Origin of the sequence: Allobacillus sp. SKP2-8 (genome assembly GCF_007559355.1) — a bacterium.
GTDB classification, from domain to species: Bacteria; Bacillota; Bacilli; order Bacillales; family Alkalibacillaceae; genus Allobacillus; species Allobacillus halotolerans.
This window is the reverse complement of sequence record NZ_VMHF01000006.1, coordinates 83,437-105,398: the sequence shown is the minus strand read 5'-3', so window position 1 is coordinate 105,398 and position 21,962 is coordinate 83,437. Positions and strand designations below refer to the sequence as shown.

General features: G+C 40.6%; 27 protein-coding genes, 10 tRNA genes and 1 pseudogene. 8 read left to right on the top strand and 30 right to left on the bottom strand.

From position 1 onward, the window contains the following. Positions 1-166: 166 nt before the first annotated feature. The 11 genes from FPQ10_RS07425 to FPQ10_RS07375 form a co-directional block, all read right to left on the bottom strand. Positions 167-243: transfer RNA gene (locus FPQ10_RS07425), tRNA-Ile, on the bottom strand. Between the two features lie 5 nt (positions 244-248). Further along, a tRNA-Gly gene (locus FPQ10_RS07420) sits at positions 249-322 on the bottom strand. A 61-nt stretch (positions 323-383) separates the two neighbouring features. Next, positions 384-457: transfer RNA gene (locus FPQ10_RS07415), tRNA-Arg, on the bottom strand. 59 nt (positions 458-516) lie between these two features. Then, a tRNA-Leu gene (locus tag FPQ10_RS07410) sits at positions 517-600 on the bottom strand. A gap of 3 nt (positions 601-603) precedes the next feature. Next, positions 604-679 (bottom strand) — tRNA-Lys (locus FPQ10_RS07405). Between the two features lie 147 nt (positions 680-826). Further along, a tRNA-Gln gene (locus tag FPQ10_RS07400) sits at positions 827-901 on the bottom strand. Positions 902-905: 4 nt separating this feature from the next. Next, a tRNA-Asp gene (locus tag FPQ10_RS07395) sits at positions 906-982 on the bottom strand. Between the two features lie 12 nt (positions 983-994). Further along, positions 995-1,066, bottom strand: a tRNA-Glu gene (locus FPQ10_RS07390). A gap of 9 nt (positions 1,067-1,075) precedes the next feature. Continuing rightward, positions 1,076-1,166: transfer RNA gene (locus FPQ10_RS07385), tRNA-Ser, on the bottom strand. A gap of 3 nt (positions 1,167-1,169) precedes the next feature. Next, positions 1,170-1,244 (bottom strand) — tRNA-Asn (locus tag FPQ10_RS07380). Positions 1,245-1,559: 315 nt separating this feature from the next. Then, complete coding sequence (locus tag FPQ10_RS07375) at positions 1,560-2,000, bottom strand: SprT family protein (protein ID WP_144162568.1); 441 nt, start codon at positions 1,998-2,000, stop codon at positions 1,560-1,562. 91 nt (positions 2,001-2,091) lie between these two features. Between FPQ10_RS07375 and cmpA the strand changes: the two genes are divergently transcribed. Further along, entirely contained in the window at positions 2,092-2,205 is a 114-nt protein-coding gene (gene cmpA, locus FPQ10_RS07370; protein ID WP_144089549.1) for a cortex morphogenetic protein CmpA, read from the top strand. A gap of 3 nt (positions 2,206-2,208) precedes the next feature. Here cmpA and FPQ10_RS07365 read toward each other — a convergent pair whose 3' ends face one another. From FPQ10_RS07365 to acpS, 14 genes are all read right to left on the bottom strand, one after another. Next, on the bottom strand, positions 2,209-4,371 hold the full coding sequence (locus FPQ10_RS07365; protein WP_144162566.1) for a Tex family protein: 2,163 nt from the start codon (positions 4,369-4,371) through the stop codon (positions 2,209-2,211). Between the two features lie 115 nt (positions 4,372-4,486). After that, positions 4,487-5,092 (bottom strand): SpoIIE family protein phosphatase, encoded by a 606-nt coding sequence (locus tag FPQ10_RS07360; protein ID WP_246569342.1) that lies wholly within the window; start codon positions 5,090-5,092, stop codon positions 4,487-4,489. After that, entirely contained in the window at positions 5,089-5,877 is a 789-nt protein-coding gene (gene sigB, locus FPQ10_RS07355; RefSeq protein ID WP_144162564.1) for an RNA polymerase sigma factor SigB, read from the bottom strand. Before sigB ends, FPQ10_RS07360 begins: the two co-directional genes overlap by 4 nt. Further along, a complete protein-coding gene (gene rsbW, locus FPQ10_RS07350) occupies positions 5,849-6,328 on the bottom strand; it encodes an anti-sigma B factor RsbW (RefSeq protein ID WP_144162562.1) in 480 nt (159 codons plus the stop codon). Before rsbW ends, sigB begins: the two co-directional genes overlap by 29 nt. Then, positions 6,328-6,654 (bottom strand): STAS domain-containing protein, encoded by a 327-nt coding sequence (locus FPQ10_RS07345; RefSeq protein ID WP_144162560.1) that lies wholly within the window; start codon positions 6,652-6,654, stop codon positions 6,328-6,330. The genes rsbW and FPQ10_RS07345 overlap by 1 nt, the downstream gene beginning before the upstream one ends. A 64-nt stretch (positions 6,655-6,718) precedes the next feature. Beyond that, on the bottom strand, positions 6,719-7,732 hold the full coding sequence (locus FPQ10_RS07340; RefSeq protein ID WP_144162558.1) for a PP2C family protein-serine/threonine phosphatase: 1,014 nt from the start codon (positions 7,730-7,732) through the stop codon (positions 6,719-6,721). A 13-nt stretch (positions 7,733-7,745) separates the two neighbouring features. After that, positions 7,746-8,147 carry an anti-sigma regulatory factor gene (locus tag FPQ10_RS07335; protein WP_144162556.1) on the bottom strand — a complete coding sequence of 134 codons (402 nt, stop codon included), beginning with the start codon at positions 8,145-8,147 and terminating at the stop codon, positions 7,746-7,748. Continuing rightward, entirely contained in the window at positions 8,147-8,506 is a 360-nt protein-coding gene (locus tag FPQ10_RS07330; RefSeq protein ID WP_144162554.1) for an STAS domain-containing protein, read from the bottom strand. Before FPQ10_RS07330 ends, FPQ10_RS07335 begins: the two co-directional genes overlap by 1 nt. A 5-nt stretch (positions 8,507-8,511) precedes the next feature. Next, positions 8,512-9,387: an STAS domain-containing protein gene (locus FPQ10_RS07325; protein ID WP_144162552.1), complete on the bottom strand. Its 876-nt coding sequence runs from the start codon at positions 9,385-9,387 to the stop codon at positions 8,512-8,514. Between the two features lie 247 nt (positions 9,388-9,634). Further along, on the bottom strand, positions 9,635-9,985 hold the full coding sequence (locus FPQ10_RS07320; RefSeq protein ID WP_144089539.1) for a type II toxin-antitoxin system PemK/MazF family toxin: 351 nt from the start codon (positions 9,983-9,985) through the stop codon (positions 9,635-9,637). Between the two features lie 5 nt (positions 9,986-9,990). Further along, a complete protein-coding gene (locus FPQ10_RS07315) occupies positions 9,991-10,266 on the bottom strand; it encodes an antitoxin (RefSeq protein WP_144089538.1) in 276 nt (91 codons plus the stop codon). A 134-nt stretch (positions 10,267-10,400) separates the two neighbouring features. Then, positions 10,401-11,534, bottom strand: a complete 1,134-nt coding sequence (alr, locus tag FPQ10_RS07310) for an alanine racemase (protein ID WP_144162550.1) — start codon at positions 11,532-11,534, stop codon at positions 10,401-10,403. Between the two features lie 693 nt (positions 11,535-12,227). Beyond that, positions 12,228-13,250, bottom strand: coding sequence for a LolA family protein (locus FPQ10_RS07305; RefSeq protein WP_144162548.1), 1,023 nt, complete (start codon positions 13,248-13,250; stop codon positions 12,228-12,230). Between the two features lie 164 nt (positions 13,251-13,414). After that, a complete protein-coding gene (gene acpS, locus FPQ10_RS07300; RefSeq protein ID WP_144162546.1) occupies positions 13,415-13,783 on the bottom strand; it encodes a holo-ACP synthase in 369 nt (122 codons plus the stop codon). Between the two features lie 85 nt (positions 13,784-13,868). Here acpS and FPQ10_RS07295 point away from each other — a divergent pair, with 85 nt between their 5' ends. Genes FPQ10_RS07295 through FPQ10_RS07285 form a run of 3 tightly spaced genes read left to right on the top strand, consistent with a single transcriptional unit; the run spans position 13,869 to position 16,261 of the window. Next, on the top strand, positions 13,869-14,465 hold the full coding sequence (locus tag FPQ10_RS07295) for a rhomboid family intramembrane serine protease (RefSeq protein ID WP_144162544.1): 597 nt from the start codon (positions 13,869-13,871) through the stop codon (positions 14,463-14,465). Between the two features lie 29 nt (positions 14,466-14,494). Continuing rightward, entirely contained in the window at positions 14,495-15,400 is a 906-nt protein-coding gene (locus tag FPQ10_RS07290; protein ID WP_144162542.1) for a DMT family transporter, read from the top strand. A gap of 15 nt (positions 15,401-15,415) precedes the next feature. Beyond that, positions 15,416-16,261: a DegV family protein gene (locus FPQ10_RS07285; RefSeq protein ID WP_144162540.1), complete on the top strand. Its 846-nt coding sequence runs from the start codon at positions 15,416-15,418 to the stop codon at positions 16,259-16,261. Between the two features lie 131 nt (positions 16,262-16,392). Here FPQ10_RS07285 and FPQ10_RS07280 read toward each other — a convergent pair whose 3' ends face one another. Continuing rightward, positions 16,393-16,668 (bottom strand): YppG family protein, encoded by a 276-nt coding sequence (locus FPQ10_RS07280; RefSeq protein WP_186278600.1) that lies wholly within the window; start codon positions 16,666-16,668, stop codon positions 16,393-16,395. Between the two features lie 72 nt (positions 16,669-16,740). After that, on the bottom strand, positions 16,741-16,980 hold the full coding sequence (locus FPQ10_RS07275) for a glutaredoxin family protein (protein ID WP_186278599.1): 240 nt from the start codon (positions 16,978-16,980) through the stop codon (positions 16,741-16,743). A 203-nt stretch (positions 16,981-17,183) separates the two neighbouring features. On the opposite strand from FPQ10_RS07275, the gene FPQ10_RS07270 reads away from it, so the two are divergent. Next, on the top strand, positions 17,184-17,795 hold the full coding sequence (locus FPQ10_RS07270; protein ID WP_144162534.1) for a class I SAM-dependent methyltransferase: 612 nt from the start codon (positions 17,184-17,186) through the stop codon (positions 17,793-17,795). Between the two features lie 84 nt (positions 17,796-17,879). On the opposite strand, the gene FPQ10_RS07265 is transcribed toward FPQ10_RS07270, so the two are convergent. Then, a complete protein-coding gene (locus FPQ10_RS07265) occupies positions 17,880-18,212 on the bottom strand; it encodes a KGG domain-containing protein (RefSeq protein WP_144162531.1) in 333 nt (110 codons plus the stop codon). A 120-nt stretch (positions 18,213-18,332) separates the two neighbouring features. After that, a pseudogene (locus tag FPQ10_RS07260) lies at positions 18,333-18,596 on the bottom strand (KGG domain-containing protein); the annotation flags it as partial. A 369-nt stretch (positions 18,597-18,965) separates the two neighbouring features. Here FPQ10_RS07260 and FPQ10_RS07255 point away from each other — a divergent pair. After that, positions 18,966-19,208, top strand: a complete 243-nt coding sequence (locus FPQ10_RS07255; protein WP_144162574.1) for a GlsB/YeaQ/YmgE family stress response membrane protein — start codon at positions 18,966-18,968, stop codon at positions 19,206-19,208. A 46-nt stretch (positions 19,209-19,254) separates the two neighbouring features. On the opposite strand, the gene FPQ10_RS07250 is transcribed toward FPQ10_RS07255, so the two are convergent. Then, positions 19,255-19,458 (bottom strand): hypothetical protein, encoded by a 204-nt coding sequence (locus FPQ10_RS07250; protein WP_144162528.1) that lies wholly within the window; start codon positions 19,456-19,458, stop codon positions 19,255-19,257. A gap of 248 nt (positions 19,459-19,706) precedes the next feature. On the opposite strand from FPQ10_RS07250, the gene FPQ10_RS07245 reads away from it, so the two are divergent. Beyond that, positions 19,707-20,711, top strand: coding sequence for an LLM class flavin-dependent oxidoreductase (locus FPQ10_RS07245; RefSeq protein WP_144162525.1), 1,005 nt, complete (start codon positions 19,707-19,709; stop codon positions 20,709-20,711). A gap of 24 nt (positions 20,712-20,735) precedes the next feature. After that, the gene (locus FPQ10_RS07240; RefSeq protein ID WP_144162522.1) at positions 20,736-21,416 is read left to right on the top strand and encodes a VOC family protein; all 681 of its coding nucleotides are present in this window, start codon (positions 20,736-20,738) and stop codon (positions 21,414-21,416) included. Positions 21,417-21,962 lie beyond the last annotated feature (546 nt).

Below are 21,962 nucleotides of genomic sequence, written 5' to 3'. Positions count from 1 at the left end.
ATGTATTAGGCACGCCGCCAGCGTTCATCCTGAGCCAGGATCAAACTCTCCAATAAAGTGTTTGATTGGCTTAAAAATTTTCGTTTGTTTCTTTCCCAATCAAGTAAGAAAGAAACCGAATTGACTTCAGGCTATTTTGTTTAGTTTTCAAGGTTCGAATGCTATATGGTGGGCCTGAGTGGACTTGAACCACCGACCTCACGCTTATCAGGCGTGCGCTCTGACCAACTGAGCTACAGGCCCATATATGGAGCGGGTGATGGGAATCGAACCCACGACATCAGCTTGGAAGGCTGAGGTTTTACCACTAAACTACACCCGCATGTAGATGAATTAAATTTTTAAGCAGGAAGCAACAAACACTTTTGATTGCTTCCCGTCTACGCGCCCGAGAGGAGTCGAACCCCTAACCTTCTGATCCGTAGTCAGACACTCTATCCAATTGAGCTACGGGCGCAACAGCGACAAGGAATATCATATCAAATCTCAAACATAATTGCAAGCTTTTTTTCTCAATGCGGTCGAGAGGACTTGAACCTCCACGGGATTAACTCCCACTAGGCCCTCAACCTAGCGCGTCTGCCATTCCGCCACGACCGCATATGGTGAGCCATGGAGGATTCGAACCTCCGACCCTCTGATTAAAAGTCAGATGCTCTACCGACTGAGCTAATGGCTCGAATTTTCAATATTAATTATCATAAAAGAAACGAAGGCAAATGTAAAATAAAAAATAGCATTTTAGCAATAAAAAAAGACTTACTTGAATTTATTCAATTCATAAGTTGCTATAATGATTTGCCCGATCCTTTCTTATAGTAAATAATGGCTGGGCTACCAGGATTCGAACCTGGGAATCACGGGACCAAAACCCGATGCCTTACCGCTTGGCTATAGCCCAAGAATGGCGGTCCGGACGGGACTCGAACCCGCGACCTCCTGCGTGACAGGCAGGCATTCTAACCAACTGAACTACCGGACCTAATATAACAAGTGACCCGTACGGGATTCGAACCCGTGTTACCGCCGTGAAAGGGCGGTGTCTTAACCACTTGACCAACGGGCCAATAAGTAATGGCGGAGAAGGAGGGATTTGAACCCTCGCGCCGCTTACGCGACCTACACCCTTAGCAGGGGCGCCTCTTCAGCCACTTGAGTACTTCTCCATATGGCTCCAGCGGCAGGATTCGAACCTGCGACCAATTGGTTAACAGCCAACTGCTCTACCACTGAGCTACGCTGGAATATAAGTAAGAAAATTCATTGTGGACACGTTTTGCTTAATATGCTCGTCGTGTCTCCACTCCTCGCAATCCTACTCAGAAGATTTTCCAAGATGTTTACGGTTCGCTACAATCAAACAACCATTCATTTTGTTGCGACGTTAAGTATAATACAACATCTTTCAGAGCGTGTCAATCGGTTAAAAATATTTTTCTCAAATATTTTTTAATCACCCGATCAGTAAGTAGAATTACTTTCTTTTACTTGAATAGCTCGCTCACAAATTCCAATTATACATGTTTCATATAGTTGAGACAAGGTGAAAATATAATTTCTTATTTTTGAACAAGTTTTCCCCGACATTTCCCACAGGAATACCGTTTTGTGTCCACTTTTCTTCTTCTTTTATATTCGAGTCCACACTTTTTGCATTGATATATGTATTTCTCTCGCTCCACCGATGGCAAAAAACTACAATGTCTTGGTGATCCGGTTTCTTTTAATAGTTGACGAAATTCTTTACTGCGATGATTGTAAGGTTTACCGTCGACATGTAAAAAATGATGACATAGTTCATGTTTAATAATTCCTTTGAGTTCTTCTTCTCCTAATTCATCTAAATATTTTCTGTTAATCTCAATTCGTTTCTTTGAAGGTATATATCTTCCGCCTGTTGTTCGTAACCTTCCGTTAAATACAATGTCAGCATGAAATTCCCGTCTAAAGTAGGTTTCGGACAGTTCTCTTGTCCATTGGAGCAATTGATTTTGATCCATTCATTTCACCTTTCGTACAATGGTATATTTCCATATAGCAAATCTCTGTTAATTGCATATAGTAATATAAACAGTTTCAGGAGGGTTTGCTATGCCGAATTGGTTGAAGGCACAGCTATTAAAAGCCTATGCCTCCAAAGATTTATACCAAATTAAATTACTCAATCAATGCTGGTTTTATTATTATGACCGTAATGTCAATTAAGTTTTACTGAACCATCGTTAATGCGATGCGCTGTCTTTTTACATCGATTTCTTCTACCCAGACCGTCACAATGTCACCTACTGCAACAACATCTAATGGGTTTTTAACAAACCGATTTGCCAACTTGGAAATATGAACAAGTCCGTCTTGTTTGACTCCGACATCTACAAATGCACCGAAATCGACGACGTTTCTGACGGTTCCCTGGAGTTCCATTCCTTGTTTTAAGTCTTCCATTGAAAGCACATTCGTTTTAAGTAATGGTTTCGGCAGTTCATCACGTGGATCTCGATTTGGTTTACGAAGGTCTTTCATAATATCTTCCAACGTGAGTTTTCCGATTTCCAGTTCTCGTTCAAAATCGGTTAAATTCACTTCTTTTAGTTTGTTGGACAGGTCTTCCGTACCAATATCTGCAGAAGTTGCATTTAATTCTCCCAATAGTTGTTTCGTTGCCTGGTAACTTTCAGGGTGAATGGACGTCCGATCAAGTGGTTCATCACCATCTGGTATCCTCAAAAACCCTATGGCCTGCTCATAAGTTTTATCTCCTAATCGAGGCACCTTCTTAATTTGCTTCCGGTTGGTGAATTTTCCATTCTCTTCTCGGTACTTAACGATATTATTTGCCACCGTTTTGTTTAAGCCTGAAATGTATTCAAGTAATGAAGATGAGGCTGTGTTTACATTTACACCAACTTGGTTCACTGCCGTTTCGACGACAAAAGTTAATGAGCTATTCAGCTTGCTTTGTGACACATCATGTTGGTACTGGCCAACCCCAATGGATTTCGGATCGATTTTAACCAACTCACTGAGTGGATCTTGTACTCTGCGAGCGATTGAAATGGCACTTCTTTCTTCTACCTGCAAATCGGGAAATTCTTCACGTGCAAGCTTTGACGCTGAGTAAACACTGGCACCCGCTTCATTGACAATGAGATAGGGTACATCCAGATTGTTTTGTTGAATCATATCCGCGATGAATTGCTCTGTTTCTCTTGATGCTGTTCCGTTTCCGATTGCAATCAATTCGACTGGATAGCGCTCAAGAATAGATAGCACCTTTTTCTCAGAACCTTTCACATCTTTTCTCGGTTCAGTCGGATATATGACATCCACTTCTTGCTTCGCTCCTGTTTCGTCAATGACGGCGAGCTTACAACCTGTCCGGAAAGCTGGGTCTACACCGAGCATGACCTTGCCTTTAAGTGGGGGCTGTAAAAGTAAGTTTTTCAGGTTCTTGGCAAAAATATCAATGGCGTGTTCTTCCGCAGTTTCTGTCAATGAGCTACGGATATCTCGTTCAATCGATGGTTCCAATAAACGTTTATAACCGTCGTCGATTGCGGCCTGAATAATATTCGCTTCTTCTATATCCTGGTTCATAATGATTTCTTTTTGCAAGTAAGAGATAACATTTTCCACTGGCGGTTCAATGGTCACTCTCAAAACCTTTTCTTTCTCTCCGCGGTTGACGGCTAGCACTCGGTGATGTGCAATTTTTGATACTTGTTCTTGGAAATCATAGTACATCTGATAAATCTCTTTTTCATCTTCAGCATTTTTTTTTATTTCGGTCTTGATGATTCCTTTCGAAAAAGTCATGGAACGAATTTTCTCACGGAATTTCGCTTCATCCGAGATTTTTTCGGCAAGAATATCATTGACGCCTTGAAGGACATCGCTCACTTCGAATAATTCATTTTCTTCAGAGAGATACTGTTCTGCCTCTTGTTGGACCTGAATTCCTTTTTGAGCCCAGACTTTCTCAGCTAACGGTTCCAATCCTTTTTCTTTAGCGATCGTTGCGCGTGTCCGTCTCTTTTGTTTATACGGTCGATATAAGTCTTCCAGACGTTGTAACTTGCTTGCCGCCTGGATGTCTTTTTTTAATTCATCTGTCAATTTACCTTGTTCATCGATTAAACGGATGATTTCTTCTTTTCGTTGATCGAGTTGCATTTGGTAGTCAAATGATTCTTTAATGGATTGTATTTGTGTTTCATCTAAATTTCCGGTTTGCTCTTTCCGATAACGAGCAATAAATGGGACAGTATTCCCTTCGTCCAACAACTCAACCACTGTGCGAACGGTTTTCGATTGAATAGATAAATCTTTACTGACGAAATCGACTGCTCGGTCTATGTATTGCTTTTCTTCCATGCTAATTCCTCCAAACAAAATGCCTTTCTGCTTTCCTATTATAACATTGTTTCGACTTCTATATTTATTGCATTTTGCGATGACGACAAAACAAAAGAAGGGTATAGTACCCTTCTCATCCCAGAAACTTCATCGCTATTAAAGTTGTATCATCATCCATATATTCTTTTTGTTGCTCCGTAAACCAAGCAACAGTCGTTTCCATCGATCGGAAGCTATAAAACTCCTTCGTTAGTTGGCGTTCGCTCACGCCATCTGAAAACATAAAAAATAATGCGTCTTTCTCCAAATCTCCGTAGTGAACTTTTGTTTTACGAGGCACCCCTGAAAGATATCCATGAATCGGAATGTTCCTTCGTTTGTTTCCATCAGCTGAGATCATCACAATACTGATGTTGCCTACTGAGACATAGGAGAATTGCCTTGTTTTAAAATCCAATCGTAAAATCCCTAACACACAACCTCTTAACTCATTTCCGAATAAGGCTGCGTTGCATTGTTCAAGCATGTCATCCAGTGGTCGATGTACGTTCCGACGAATGACATCGATGACTGTTTGTGAAGACTCTTTGGCAACTTCGCCACTGCCGAGTCCGTCTGACAGTGCAACCAAGAAATGTTCTTCCGTTTCGATATAAAAGTAACTATCGCCTGAATGATAGTTACCTTTTTTTGGTTTTTCATAAGTTGCTACTTCTACTCTTTCAGCCTGCTGAATCAAAACAATACCTCCAAGTCTTCATCCGATATGGATTCACGCAGCTTCCTGAGTGCGCGACGCTGCAATCTGGATACATGCATTTGCGAAAGACCGAGTCGTTTACCGGTTTCTTTTTGACTTAAATTCTCAAAATAGGTGCATCGTAAAATCTCTTGCTCTCTTTCGGATAAAAGAGGCATGATTTTTTCGATTAGAAGTTTATAGTCAATTTGCTCATAACCGTCTTCTTTTTCGCCAACAAGATCTAGAATCGTCACCGTACTTCCATCTGAATCGGCTTCAATTCGGCGGTCGGCAGATAAAGCATTATAGCTTTTGCCCATCTCCATTGTCTCCAATACTTCTTCTTCCGAAACCTTTAAATATTTGGCGATTTCGGGAACAGATGGAGAGACTTGATTTTCGGATGTCAGCTCTTCTACCGCTTTTTTAATTTTGGGTCCTAACTCTTTAATTCTTCTTGGAACATGTACGCTCCATGTTTTATCTCGAATAAAACGTTTAATTTCACCGATGATTGTTGGAATGGCGAAGGATTCAAACGATTTTCCGAACGATTCATCGTATCTGCGAATCGCCGCTAACAAACCGACCATACCAACTTGTACAAGATCTTCATGAATTCCACTGTTTTTGGAATATTTTTTTGCAATTGAATGAACTAGGTTTTCATATTTAAGGACGATTTTTTCTTGGGCTGCTTCATCTTCTGGGTTCTCATGGAGGTAGTCAATCAGTTGATAAACATCTTCTTCGTTATTGTGTTGTTGAGACCTGGTCGTCACTACGCCCCACCTCGTTTTCGAACAAGTACTTTGTCATAAGTACGATTACGCCGTTGTTGTTCGTGATCTCCACTTTGTCCATAAGGGCATCGATTAGGAACAGACCAAAACCTCCCTCTTTCATATTGCTGATCGGGATGTCTTCATTGTAAGGTCCAATTTTTTCCTTGATCGATTTAAGATTGAAGCTACCACCATAGTCTGCAATCATGACTTCCATACGGTCTTCATATAAACCAAACCCAATTGTAACTTCCCCAGCGCCTTCTTCAGTATAGGCATGCTTCACCGTATTGGTTATTGCTTCGGAAATTGCGACTTTTAAATCCTCAATTTCTTCATAGCTAAAACCCATTCGATTTGCCAAGCCGGATGCTGTCAATCGTGCAACGCCAACATAATCTGATTTTGCTGGTACTTTCATTTCAATGAAATCGAATAGCTCGTCCATTACATACCACCTCTAACTGTGTTTTCAATGTCAATCACTTCGTTAAGTCCCGTAATATTGAAGAGGCGGTAAACATTTTCTTGCAAGTTAATGAGTTTAAAGGTTTTGTTCGCTTCTTTGGATGTTTTTAATGCACTGATAAATACACCCAAACCGGTTGAATCCATATAATTGACTTGCTGCATATCTACTTGGACCTCTTGATTGTCCTCAATCAGATTCAGTAAATGCTCCTTTAATCTTGGCGCTGTATATGCATCTATTTCACCTGACAGTTTCAGGATCGACGACTGTCCTTCGTTATGATCATCGATATGTAGATTCATCAATAACCATCCTCCTATCTGTTGTCTACCTCTCTTTACCCAATCCAAAGTCCTATTAAACCTATTAATTATCTTTTCTTTGAATCGCAACTAATGTGAAGTCATCCCTAAGATGAAAATCTTGCAAACGTTCAAGATGTTTATAGACATTCTCTACCAATTTTTCCGGGGGTTCATGTACATAATTATAAAGTACATCAAGAACTTCTTCTTGTTCAATAAAGCGACCTGAAACCTTGCACTCTGTTACACCGTCTGTCAACAAAAAAATGATGTCGTTCGGTTCAATATCTAACTCAAATCGTTTATAATCCGAGTCTTTTTGTACACCTAGCAACAACCCTTTTCCCCGTATCTCTTCGAAAGTTTTCGAGCGATGACGATAAATGAATCCCGGTTCATGTCCAGCCGTCGCAAAATAAAATTTATGTTGCTCTACTTCGTACAACCCGTAAAACATAGATACAAACATTCCTGGTTCTACGTTTCTCTCAACAACCCGGTTCAAAAGTTCCAGGATCATTTCCGGGTAAATCCGGTTATCCGGGTAACTCTCCATCGCATATTTGATCATCGACATGACGAATGCTGCCGGAATGCCTTTCCCACTTACATCAGCGACAGCAACACCGATGTTATTTTCCGTGTCTTCTACGAAGTGATAATAATCTCCACTCATTTGCCGTGCAGGAAGAGAAATCGCACCTATATCCAGAACTTCAGAATTAGGTACTTCCGTTTTCAATAATGTATTCTGCATTTTGGCGGCTACATCAATTTCATTTCGAAGGGAATATTGTTGTTCTTTTATATCATTGAACATTCCATAAGCTACACCGTAATAAATCATTGTTTCGATTAGAAATTTGAATGAATCTTTTAAACGCGGATCCATATCTGGAATGATTTCCGACATTGTTTGATAATGGGCGTCAATAATTTCTTCTGGTTTCACGCCATCCTGTATCGATTGTCGACTAAATTGTTCTGCTTGATATAACACTTTCTCATCTTTTGATCTCAAATATTCTTGTAGCAATTCTCTATAAACAGAGACCATTTTCTTCGTTTGTTCCATGCCGTCCCCCCTATTACCGTAACCATTTAATGACATGGATTGTCGTGCCTTCATCGCTTGACATAATGTCGAAGTCGTCCATTAACCGTTTCACACCTGGCAATCCTGCCCCTAAACCTCCAGAGGTTGAGTAACCATCAATCATTGATTTACTAATATCTTTAATCCCAGGCCCATTATCTTTTGCGATAATTTTCAGCCCAACTGGTGCTACGCCTTCTACTTGTTGGAAAGTGATTTCTCCTTTTTTGGCGTATAAGTATATATTTCTCGCGAGTTCAGAAATAGCGGTCGCGATTCTGGCTTGGTCCACAGAACTGAACCCCAGGTCGTTCGCTATATTCCTACCCGTTTGTCTTGCGCCAACAATATCAAGCTCTTTGGCTATTGGCACATTGGATAGTGTCCCCTTCATCACTTTTCCTCCAATTCCCGTCTCAGCTTAATCAACCCTTGTTCAAGATCTAATGCTGTCGGTACGTCTTGTAAGTGAATGCCTAAGTCGATTAAAGTCATGGAAACTGCCGGTTGAATACCAGTGAAGACGACTTTTGCCCCCATTAAGTCTGCCATCGATACGACATCTCCTAATACTTTCGCTATAAAGGAATCTATAATGTCTACAGAAGTTAAATCAAGTACTACACCTGTTGCACCTGACTCATGTATTTTGCTCAATAAGTCTTCTTGAAATTGCATCGCTGTTTGGTCATCTAAATCCACTTGCACAGATATCAAAAGATATTCATGTAACTTTAAAATCGGTATTCTCATATCTTTCACTCCTTCTCAATCGAGTTAAGAATGTTTTCGATTTCGTCGCCTTCGCTTTCACTTTCACTAACTACTTTTGCACCTGTCATCTCAAGTGCTGTTCTGAATCCTTTTTGCAACGAACTTTTCGTTGGGAAGTTGCGAAGATCGATACCTAGATTAACAATCGTCTGAGCTATCTCTGGACGAATTCCGACCAAAATACATTGCGATCCGACAAGACGAACGGCTTCGGCAGCCTGAATAATGTGATGAGCAACCATCGTATCAACAACTGGTACACCAGTAATATCAATCAACACAACTTCAGCATGGTTTTTAATGACACCGTTCAGTAAATTTTCCATGATGAGTTTCGCACGATCTGTATCAATCGTTCCTACAAGCGGCATAACCGTAATGCCTTCCATAACTGGAATTAACGGCGCGGAAAGTTCTTGCAAAGCTACCTTTTGCAAGGAAACAATGTTTGTCCAATTATGGGAGTATTCATTGATAAGACGGTTTTTAATCGGATCGACCCAATCGTTGACTCCTTCCATAATGCTCAAGAATTCATCATTACTGTTTGTTTCACCGATATCTTCTAGAATGACTTTAATGGTCACAGATCTGAATGCTTGCATACCTTCAGTCAAATAGCCTAATGGCCATCCAAGGTTAACAATTTTCTCGGAGAACTCATGTAAATCATCCGTTCCACCGTCACTTTCAATATTTGAAAAAATGACATTAACGAATTCTCGATTCGTTTGTTCAATCGATTCTTGAGAAATGGTTTCGCCATATTCAGCGATTTTACTTTGATCGAGTTTTTCCAGCCATTTTTTGATGATTTCATCGCTATGTTCTAGAATGATATTTTTGAGTCTCTTTTCCACCTATTAAACCCCCAAACAAATTTTTAATATTCTTTAAATAACTTACCATTTTTCGACGGTTATTTCTACCATGAGCCGTCTGTCTTACTAACTTGATAGAGTTGCATGATGCTAATTGATTCGAATGACATGCAGTTTAGCGTCTATCCTTTCAAGCAGTAAATGATTGGATAAGGTTCAATGAAAAGCAAAAAATCTTATGCAAAATACTATGCCGCCAGTATTTACATAAGATTTATATAATAGCCTATAGATCGATTAAGCCCAAACTAATTTGCAAGGCTTCATCCACTTGGTTCATTAAAAATTCGTCTAACGTTGTAAGCTTGTCTGTCAATCGCTGTTTATCGATTGTTCGGATTTGTTCCAATAGAATAACTGAATTTTTTTCAAAATGGTATTTCTCTGCGTCGATTTCTACGTGTGTTGGTAATTTTGCTTTTTGGATTTGTGCAGTGATCGCAGCCACAATAACAGTAGGGCTAAAGCGATTGCCAATGTTATTTTGTATAATAAGCACTGGGCGAACACCGCCTTGCTCTGAACCTACCACAGGGGTAAGGTCCGCATAAAAGACGTCGCCTCGTTTTACATACAAGTTAATTACACCCCACTCACTGAGCGCTCAAGAGTTGTGTCAGCCTCCTCTTCAGCCTGGAAAGCTTCTGATGCAATATCTAAGTTGATACTTTTCATCTCTAAATAACCACGGCGCATGCTCTCTTTAATTTTACGGTTCTTCTCTTCTTTAATATAGGCTGAAATCGCTTGGTGAAATAGCGTGTTTCGATCAATATCGTGTTCTTCAACCATGTGATCGCATTCATTCACTAGTGATAAAGGTAGCTCTACGACAATTTCTTTCGATGTGTTAGACATCCTTACACCCCCAACAATTTACGCAACACAAACTTTCTTTCATGATACCACCGATTCCTATCGTACGTAAAGGAATTCTCGAAAATTATTATACTTTTTCTACAAAAATGTTCCGTTTTGTCAAAAAAGAAATGCTAACTTGTTAGATAAACACGTGGAACTCGGTTGGTAATGATACAAGGAATCTCATAATTAATCGTTTCCAGATAGTCAGCCACATCATCTGCACGGATTCGTTGCCCGCCATTTTCACCAATCAGCGTCACTTTTGTACCGACAGGATATGGTTTGGGTAAACGGATCATCAGTTGATCCATGCAAATTTTCCCGACAATTTCTGCTCTCTCTCCTTCCACCAAAACTTCAAAGCCTTGCAATTTACGGATCCACCCATCACCATAGCCGATTGGAACTGTTCCAATCCACTCTTGTTGTTCTGCTTCGTAGGTTGCCCCGTAACTAATATGTTCGCCCGGTTTTAATTCTTTGACGTGAGCGAGTCGGCTTTGGAGAGAAAATGCCTCATTTAATTGAATCGCACTAATCTTTTCGACTTCTTTAGAAGGATAAAGTCCATAGAGTCCGATTCCGAACCGAATGCCATCAACCATGTCATCCGGGAACCGCATTGAAGCAGCTGTATTTCCGATGTGGACTTGTGTTTCAAGCGTACGAATGGGCGAAAACATCTCTAGCATTTCATAAAAATGATCTAGTTGCTGTTGGTAATACGACAAATCGAAAGAATCGGCCGTTGCAAAATGTGTGAAGATACCACTGATCTCAAATTCACTCGAAAAATTGGCAACTTCTTCAATTACAGCATATGCCTCTTCTTTCGTTTTTATACCAATTCGTCCCATTCCTGAATCAATTTTTATATGAATCTTTACTTTTTCTCTTTTATCTTTTAATATTTCAGCAGCTTGAGTGAACCAGTCTGGCTGGAATGCCGTGAGTTCGATCTCCGACTTCGCTGCAATTGACACGTGCCGTGGGTCAGTCCAGCCCATGACCAAAATGGGCGCTTGAGGAAAATTCTCACGCAAAAGAACTGCTTCATCCAAACTAGCAACGGCTAAAGCATCCGCTCCAGTCTCAAGGGCAGCTTCAGAAACAGGAATATAACCGTGCCCATATGCGTTGGCTTTCACAGCAACATATATGTTTTTATTTGGGTATCGTTGACGTATCCTTTTCATATTTTCCTTGATGGCAGTGAGGTCAACCTCTGCCCAGGTATGTCGAAAATTTGTGGCAAGTTCCATGCGAAACACCTATCTTTTTTACTGTTCATTATCGCGAGGAGAATACGCGTTGTCAATTCTGAACTTATCTTAGTAAAATAGCGGGTCCGCTGACAATATAGCGCTATTTGACCGCCAAGAATATCATTTGGTTCGCGTTTTGAGTTGTGAGAGCGCTGCTCGAACACGGAAGGAGTGCGTTTTCGTACCTTCCCGTCTCGAGAACCCTTATCAAACACGGAAGAATCCATTTTTCCGTGCATTCCCGTCTCGAGAGTGCTTATCAAACACGGAAGGACTCTCATTTTCGTTCCTTCCCGCCTCGAGAGTGCTTATCAAACACGGAAGGACTCTCATTTTCGTTCCTTCCCGCCTCGAGACTGCTTATCAAACACGGAAGGACGCTCTTTTTCGTTCCTTCCCGCCTCGAGAGCCCTTATCTAACACGGAAGGACTCTCATTTTCGTTCCTTCCCGGCTTGAGAGTGCTTATCGAACACGGAAGGACGCTCTTTTTCGTTCCTTCCCGCCTCGAGAGCACTTATCGAACAGAAAAATTCGTCTCCTGCTCGCTGTAACGGTTTTGAGATCTTTACGAATTCAACTGAACCTCTATCGGCATAGCAGCTCTCCGGATGATTAGATCTAACTGTATCCACCCTTCCTACTAAAAAACCGAGAGAAATATCTCTCGGTCTAAGCAGGCAATCTAACTTTATTTTAATACTTCTTTTTCTACCGATTGTGCTACTTCCACCAGTTCATCCACCGTCAAACTTTCGCTCGCGACAACAAATCGCATTCCGTCTTGTTCCCATTCCAATGTGCCATTTGCTAAGTGACCAACTGATTTTCCTAAATCAACCAACTCCCCATCGGCATAAACAGGGACACTCAAATCAGTCGGGTAGGATTCATAGACTTCTTGGATCAACGTAAAGGACTTTTCACCTTCAAATGTTGAAAGGACACGTTCACCATAATCAAATTCCATTACTTCTTCTCCCGCGAACTCTGTACCAGTTGGTAAGTTGACCGGATAGTATACTTCCAAGTCCTTTTCTTCCAACTCAGTCATCGTCGGAACACTGACAGCCCCTTCTGCAAGGTTCTGGTCCGTGTCGAACTCTTCATCTTCAATGGCGACATCAAAATCAAATGAATTGAACGTTACTTCCACAATGGATTCGTTTTCAGCATTGAATACTTTCACCAATGCAGGTTTCTTTGATTTTTTGTGGAAATAGATTTCTTGATAAGGGAGCTTCTGCTTCCCTTTGTAGTTCGTCTTCACCGTGAAAATATAATAATTCTCGGTTTTCTTGAACTCTCGCTCATCATCTGCCTTAATGTCGTCAATCAAAGAGGTGTAAAGGTATGGCTGGCTATGGTGTTTTGGCCATTCATTTTGGAACTTGTAGCTTTTATTGATCGAAGGAGTCAGTACAAATACACCTTCATCGTTCCGCAGAATGACCTGATTGCCTTCTTCATCCATTTTGTTATTCATGACCACTTTGTAAAAATTATCTTTTTTGTGCCAGACCTCTACGTTATACTGCTGCGTCTCTTCACCAGTCTTCATCGTCATATCCACCGTAGAAGTAAAGGATGATAAATCTTCACCTTGCTTCTCCAACGAATCAACGACATCCTCCACTGTTTCTTCTCCACATGCTGATAAAAGAACAACCATCATCAGAAACAGGGACAAGAAGAGTAATCGTCTGCTTTTCATTTGGACAACTCCTTCGTCTCATTTTCTTACTTACCTTCCATTGGCAAGCAATCTATCGTGTTGCGGTGACAATGTGCACATCGGATGAATTGTTACCCGCAATACACTATATGAGACAACCTAATTGAATATGCAGACGAGCTTATCGGAAATCTTCTAATTAATTACTGTATTGGATGCTCGATGATCACTTGGGCAATTGCATAAGCTTTACTATGGGAAATGGATACATGAGCGTTTCCCTTTACTTTACCTTGTTTGAAAATTAGTGGCTGACCCGATGCTCCGCGCAGAATCTCAATAGAATGAAAAGAATGGAGTTCACCGATTCCTGTTCCCTCTGCTTTGCTATACGCTTCTTTCGCTGCAAACCTCCCGGCTAAAAACTCAATTTTTCTTTGGGAGGAAGGTAATTGATTGTATAATGTCATTTCTGCGTCCGATAATATGCGTTTTAAAAAACGCGGTTTCCGCTCAATGATCTTTTTGATTCGGTCCAACTCAATAATATCTACACCGATGCCCTTAATCATGATTACACGCTCATTTCAAAGAGATTTTCATTATTTTTATTCTTATTATAAAAGAAAAATGGTACTATTTAGTCAGGTGATTAAAATGTTCTTTGTGCGAACAGAAAACTTTCAACAATTTATCCGGTTTTATCCAGTCATCACAGCTTTGGCTGCGATTCATATCATTTTATTTTTATTGACGGAAGTCATTCCACTAAACGGCTTCTTGGAATTGAAAGCTTTATTGATCGGAAATAATTACTTAGTTCAAGTAGAAGATGAATATTGGCGGCTTTTCACACCAATATTTGTCCATCTATCGCTTACTCACGTAGTTTTCAATACATTCAGTCTCGTGCTTTTTGGACCTGCACTGGAAGTCATGCTCGGCAAGGTTAAATTCATTCTAGCATATTTGTTCATGGGAATAATCGGGAACGTATTCACTCTATATGTCGGGTCCCTCCTTATGAGCCATGCCGGTGCATCAGGTGCCATTTTTGGTATGTTCGGCTTGTATCTATATTTATCTTTTTTCAGAAGGGATTTAATCGATCACCAAAGCAGGCAAGTCGTACTTGTGATCATTGTTCTTTCATTAGTGATGACCTTTACAGGAGCCAACATTAACGTCTATGCACATCTGTTTGGATTGATTGCAGGAGTTGCTTTAGGACCGATTGTTTTTGGGAATAAATAATAGGTGGACTTAATGAAGGGAGTGTCTGTATGAAAGACAATAAGTTGGGCCCATATCTGGCGGTAGCAATCGGAGTGCTGGCGGTCTCAACTTCTGCTATATTTGTTAGGCTTGCGGATGCACCACCATCCATCATCGCTTTCTATCGTTTACTTTTAGCGGTTGTTATGATGCTTCCTTTAATTCTTTGGAAATATAGGGATGAATTCATCAAAATAACGAAGCAGGATTGGTTATATACAGCTGCGGCTGGGGTTTTTCTTGCGTTCCACTTTATATTTTGGTTCGAATCATTGGAGTTGACCTCTGTAGCTAGCTCGACTGTTCTCGTTACAACACAACCGATTTTTGCTTTTATCGGCACATATATTTTCTTTAAAGAACGATTCACCAGTGGGGCTGTATTCAGTATGCTCATCGCGCTAACTGGTAGCTTCATCATCAGTTGGGGTGATTTCCAAATAAGCGGAATGGCTCTTTTCGGTAATTTCCTTGCCTTAATGGGGGCCGTTACCATCACTGGCTATTTCTTATTCGGCCAAAATGTGCGGCAAAGGTTGTCTCTTGCAACCTATACATTCATTGTATATGGCTTCACGACAGTTACCCTATTGATTTATAATATGATTACTCGTGAGTCGTTTACTGGATACTCAGATGAGACATGGATTTATTTCTTCGTCTTAGCGATTATTCCAACGTTCTTTGGCCATACACTTTTTAACTGGGCATTAAAATGGGTTAGCGCATCGACCGTTACGATGGGGATTTTATTCGAACCGATCGGAGCAAGTGTTCTCGCTTACTTTGTGTTGAATGAGCTTGTTACGTGGTCTCAGTTCCTTGGCGGCTCCATCGTCCTATTTGGATTAGCCTTATTTATATTCAGCACGACAAAGAAAAAGAATGTGCGTGTCATAAATAAAAACACTTAACGGAGGGGATTTTTCATGAAAGTTCAGTTAATCACAGACGGAAGCGCGGATTTACCAAAAGGCTTTGCCGAAAAGCATAATATCATTGTTGTTCCATTAAACATTCATTTTGGGGAAGAGGAAATACGGACAGATGAATTGTCAGTTGATGAATATTATAAAAAAATGCGAGCTGCGGACGATCTGCCGAAGACTTCTGCACCGAGCCCAACTGCATTTTACGAAGCCTATAAACAGGTCGATCCGAACACACCGATTTTAACGGTTACATTGACGGAAGAATTAAGTACAACCAACCAAAATGCAATCATAGGAAAAAAGATGCTTTTAGAGGAAGAACCTAATCGCCAAATCGAGGTTCTCAATACAAGAACAGCCTCTGGCGGTTTGGCCTTACTCTTACATGAAGCGATACACAGCAAACGGCAAGATTTACGCGAACTCTTCACCTATTTAAAAGAGAAAAATGAGAAAGTGACAACACTCTTCTCTTTAGCCACAGTCGAGAACGTTGTCAAAGGCGGAAGATTGGATCGCGTCAGAGGAGCGATTGCCAAGACTTTAAACATTAAGCTATTGATGCGTGCTTCTGAAGTCGGAAAGATCGAGGTTACCGAAAAAATACGAGGTGAGAAAAAAGCGCTTCGTCGTCTTGTAGAGCAAATCGGTGAATACTCAAGTTCCCTTCAAAATAAAACCATTGCCCTCGCGCATAGTAACTGTGAAGAAAAAGCTAAAAATGTATTGGAGAGCATTCGTGAAAAATACGCTCCGAAAAATGAATTTCTCGTAGATATGGGACCACTGATCGCAACATACGCAGGCGAAGGTGGAATTGTCATTTCATTCTTCGAGGAGTAAATGAAGAAATGAAAACCCGAGCAATTTAGCCGTATAAATTGCTCGGGTTTCCTGCTTGTATAGGTCCATCAAAAGAATTCCAACCGTAAAAATCAATTTTACGCTTGGTTCAATACTTTAATCTTTACCATTTATGATTTAATTTTTCGAACAAAATCTTGCATGTTTTTTACCATTGGACGGATCTCTCTTGTCGTTCGAACAACATGGCCAACTGTATTCAGTACTTTCTCCATATCGACTTCACCTTCATCGTCTTTAAAATAGTCCGCTAATACTTGCTGGACAGCTTGTCGTTGCCAACCAGATTGCTTAAACGATTGCTTATTGCTACTTTTGATCGAAGGCTCCGTCCAATATGGGCGATGATAAAATTGGTCTTGTGGAAACCGCTCCAATTCTCTCATGTCTCCACCCCTTCCCATTTCCTTTACTGTAATAGTCTATGTTCATAATGGAAAGGGTGTGTCTCCAACAAATTAAAAAAGATTTAATTCTTGCTTCAAACGCAACGGTTGAAAACCCAAAATGGCTTGGCTTCCAACAAATGTCGTCGGTGTACCAAACTGTCCTATATCTTGTAGTTCAACTAAGTAATCTCGATCTGCTGTAATATTCTTTTCTTTATAGTCTAGTTGATGATGATCTAACCATTGAAGCAAATCTTTGCTTCGCTGGCAATTATCACTTGTATAAACAACGATGTCATACTGCTCCAAGATGTTCACCTCAATCTATAAGATTTCTTCAATCGTATTCCCGATGAATGTTAACGGTAAACGTCAGATTTAATCACTCAGTAATATTTCACCCATTAATTTTCCATTTTTATTGATTTACGATCTTGTACGGTTTTTAGGTAGATTCCACTTTCCTAACGAGGCAATTCATGCCAAAATAGATGACGAACGGAGTGATCTAAATGATTGAAGATACAGGAGAGCGTGTAATTCCAAAAAAGATGAGCCCGATGAATAACTTATTACTCGAGCATATCGCACGTTACCAGTTTGCCCTGCCTTATCTTGAAGGACGAGTCCTCGATATGGCTTGTGGTGCAGGCTACGGAACCCATATGATCGCCAAACAACGAAAAAAATTCATTGATGAAGTGATTGGGATTGATATCGATCCAGAAATTATCGCTTATGCAAAAAAGGAGTATTACCATCCGAAGTCATCGTTCGATATTTACAATGCTACCGATTCGACATTGCCAAATAAGCTTGGCACATTTGATGCGATTGTCAGCTTTGAAACGATCGAGCATATTTCTGAGGAGAAAGATCTTCTAGACAATTACTATCGTTTATTGAATCCAGGTGGAACGTTAATCGTTTCGACACCTTTTGGTAAAGGTAGAGGAAAGCCGGTCGGTTCTCCCTTCCATGTCCATCAGCTAACAGTCGAGGAGTTTCAAGAGTTATTCACTGACTATGCAGAAACAGATTTTTATTATCAACGCGGCGTATTGATTGAACCCGGTCGTAAGGATCTCAGTTATCCATTAGGTATCGCTGTTTGTAAAAAATAATCAAGGATGTTACGGTGAAAATAAGTAAATAAGGCTCACGGGAATCATCCCGCAAGCCTTATTTTAAATGCGTTATTTACGAACTTATTTGTTGTCTCGCTGACGAGCTCTTTCGTTGCCGCCTTTTTCGCCAATTTCTTCATAGAATTCTTTGTCGTGGTTGCGGCTTGTTGCTTTGCCGCCTTTTTGTCCAATCTCTTCATAGAATTCTTGGTCATATTTTTCAGAAGTGGTTTCGCCACCTTTTTGACCAATATCCTGATAGAATTCTTGATCGTGGTTCTTAGACGTTGCTTCGCCGCCTTTTTCACCGATTTCTTGATAGAACTCTTGATCGTGGTTACGGCTTGTTGTTTTGCCGCCTTTTCTTCCTGCTTCCTCTAGAGACATTTTGTTGTTGTTTTTACGTTCTGCCATTCTTAACATCTCCTTTCGAAATTAGTAAGAATAAGCGGTAGGCTTAATGACGCCTACATTATAAACAATTCCACGTGTGTGTTTTCCTTAAACATTTTTGCCGGGATTTACTGATTAAGAATCTTTGTTTTGACGAGCTCTTTCGTTGCCGCCTTTTTCGCCAATTTCTTCATAGAATTCTTTATCGTGATTGCGACTTGTTGCTTCGCCGCCTTTTTCACCGATTTCTTGATAAAATTCTTTGTCGTGATTACGGCTTGTTGCTTCGCCGCCTTTTTCACCGATTTCTTGATAGAATTCTTTATCATGATTACGGCTTGTTGTTTTGCCACCTTTTCTTCCCGCTTCTTCTAGAGACATATTGTTGTTTTTACGTTCTGCCATTCTCAACATCTCCTTTCAGATTTGGATTGGCGAATCATCATCGCCTACACTAAAAGATTTTCCACGTGGGAATTATTTCTAAACCCTTATAATTGAATTCTCTTATATTTGCAGCACATCTATTGCTACGAAAGAATTCTACTTACATCTAACCGCGCGTGAACTCATTCCAATGTTCAAAGTTTATTTTTTGTTATCCTGTTTTTACATAGAAACATAAAACCGTGGCAAAATTAATGGTAAGAACACGATATCTTGGGTGTGAATGTTTGCTCCTGTATCGATTTTTGAAGGTTTCGATGTTTTGACTCACTCATCCAGTGGGTAAGGTTTACTAGAAACTGATAAAAAAAGGAGTGAAGAATCATGATTGGATTTTTACTATATTTATTAGTCGGTGGTATCATCGGTTGGATTGCTGGATTGATTCTAGGTGGTGTACCTGGTGGTATCATCGGTAACATTGTAGCCGGTGTCGTTGGGGCATGGATCGGTCACTCTCTAATGGGATCATTCGGGCCGGTCATTGCAGATATCGCAATCTTTCCAGCCATCATCGGTGCGTTGATCTTTGTTGCGATCTTAAGCATTATTCTTAAAGCAATTAGATAAAATGAAACAAAGCACGAATGGACTCATTTCCATTCGTGCTTTTTCTTTACGTTAATTTTCTTTCATAGATTAGCCAGCTACTCAATCGATACAATGGATAGATTACACACAACACATACACAAAAATCGGAACTTCAAAAACGAGTATAAAACTAATAATCAATAATAAGAAAATCAACGTCATCACGTTGCCATAGGTACCGTTAAGCGGCATCGCATCAAAAAACATAGACGCCTGTTCACGTTTCATCTTCACATGCTCTTTAAAGCATTTTTCATGAAAGGGCCGCAACACCATCTTCATATTGGACACAACAAGATTAGATTTTTTCCCAATCGATTGTTTACATCGAATACAGGTTATCGTTTTATCGGACATCGAAAGATCCTTTCTTTCAATTAAGTATATTCATAAACGTTTAAAGCATAATGATTGAAAAGCGTATGTCATTCTAAAATAATTATAAACATAGTCTTTTAAAAAAGAAAGGTGTCGTGATGGCAATTCAATTAAGTGTTTTAGATCAATCACCCATTTTACAAGGGAGTAGCCCACAAGAGGCACTTCAACAAACAATAGAACTCGCCAAACGAGTTGATCAATTAGGATATAAACGTTTTTGGATGAGCGAACACCATAGTGCTCAAAGTTTAGCTGGCTCAACACCAGAATTATTGACTGGAATCATCGCTCAAGCGACTGAACGAATTAAAGTAGGAACAGGCGGCGTCTTATTGCCACATTACAGCACATACAAAGTGGCAGAGATTTTCAGAACATTGGAGAGTCTGTATCCTGGACGAATCGACCTCGGAGTTGGACGTGCTCCGGGCGGGATGCCTGGTGTAAACTATGCATTGAACAAAGGAAAATATCCTGACGTTCAATCTTTCCCTAAGCAAGTCGCTGACCTTCTTTCTTACTTAGAAGGCGGAAGTCCTGAAGGTTATCAAGCATACGCAACACCGCTTGGACCGACAGTTCCGCCAGTATGGATTTTAGGTTCTAGTGGTTCAAGCGCCGGACTTGCTGGTGAACTCGGTGCCAATTATACATTCGCTCAATTTATTAATCCGGATGGAGGTCCAGCAGCGATCCAGCAATATTATGACCATTTCATTCCTTCTGAAAGACAAAAAGAACCGAGCGCAAGTGCCGCTGTATTTACGGTCGTTGGTAATACAGAGGAAGAAGCAGAGTATCTCGCCTCCTCTCTTGATGTATCTTTATTGATGGCTGATCAAGGTCAAATTCGAAATCATTTTATGTCTCCGGAAGAAGCCCAGCGTTATACGTTTTCTTATTTCGAAGCCGAACGAGTGAAGTATAATCGAAATCGTATGATCGTCGGGAATGTCGAAAGTGTCAAACAGCAGTTGGAGCAGATGGCAGCAGATTTTCAAATTGATGAAATCATTGCCAATATCATTGTGTACCCATTTGAGAAACGATTAGAAAGTTATGAGAAATTGGCTCAAGCTTTTCAGTTAAATAGAAAGTAAATCATATGAAAAGGGGTTTTTGAGATGGTTGCATTTGATCACCTTGTCATTTTTTCGAATGATCCTGCTCTGGATGCTTCCGATTTTGAGAACAATCATCAACTTCAAGCCGTTCAAGGTGGCGAACACAAGGATTGGGGAACGTATAACCATTTAGCATTTATGAAGAATAACAGTTATGTTGAATGGATTGGCATTCGCGATCAAGCGTTAGCTGAAACTTCGGATAACCCATTGATTCAGCACACCGTACATGCGAGCGTGCAACATACGAAAGGGCCGATTCAGTTCGCCCTTCGTGTGGAAAATATCGATACTTTTATCGACCATTTTGAAAAGAAAGGCATCGCCTATAAAGGACCATTTCCCGGCAGGCGAGTACGCGCGGATGGCAGTGTGCTCGAATGGCGAATGTTATTTCCTACTTATTCATTCGACGAAGCTCCCCTTCCTTTTTTGATTGAATGGTCTGGCGAGGGGAACCAACCGACGGATCTTAGTCAGCTTAATGAGGTGACATTTTCGAGAATTCAACTATCTGTTAATCAGCCTATGGAGTATAAGAAAAAGCTGAAGGAAATTTACGGGCTATCGGAGAGAACCAACTCCTTATTTCATTTGGAAAATGGAGAAATTGAAGTCAAGCAAGGAAACAACATCGTAGCACAATTTGAATCTATTCGATTTCAAAAGTTTTCATCCTAGATATTTTTTGAACACGGAAAAACCCGGCTTTTTTCTTCCTTCTGTGGTTGAGAGCTATTATCAAACACGGAAGGACTTCTTTTTTGCTCCCTTCCGTTGTTGAGAGCCCTTGTCGGACACGGAAGAACTCGCTTTTTTCTCCCTTCCGTCGTTGAGAGCCTCTATCGGACACGGAAGGGCTCGCTTTTTTCTCCCTTCCGTCGTTGAGAGCCCTTGTCGGACACGGAAGAACTCGCTTTTTTCTCCCTTCCGTCGTTGAGAGCCCTTGTCGGACACGGAAAGTCACCTTTTTTTCTCCCTTCCGTCGTTGAGAGCCCTTGTCGAACACGGAAGGTCTCGCCTTTTTCTCCCTTCCGTCGTTGAGAGCCCTTGTCGGACACGGAAAGTCACCTTTTTTTCTCCCTTCCGTCGTTGAGAGCCCTTGTCGGACACGGAAAGTCACCTTTTTTTCTTCCTTCCGTCGTTGAGAGCCTCTATCGAACACGGAAGAACTCGCTTTTTTCTCCCTTCCGTCGTTGAGAGCTATCATCAAACACGGAAGTCCCC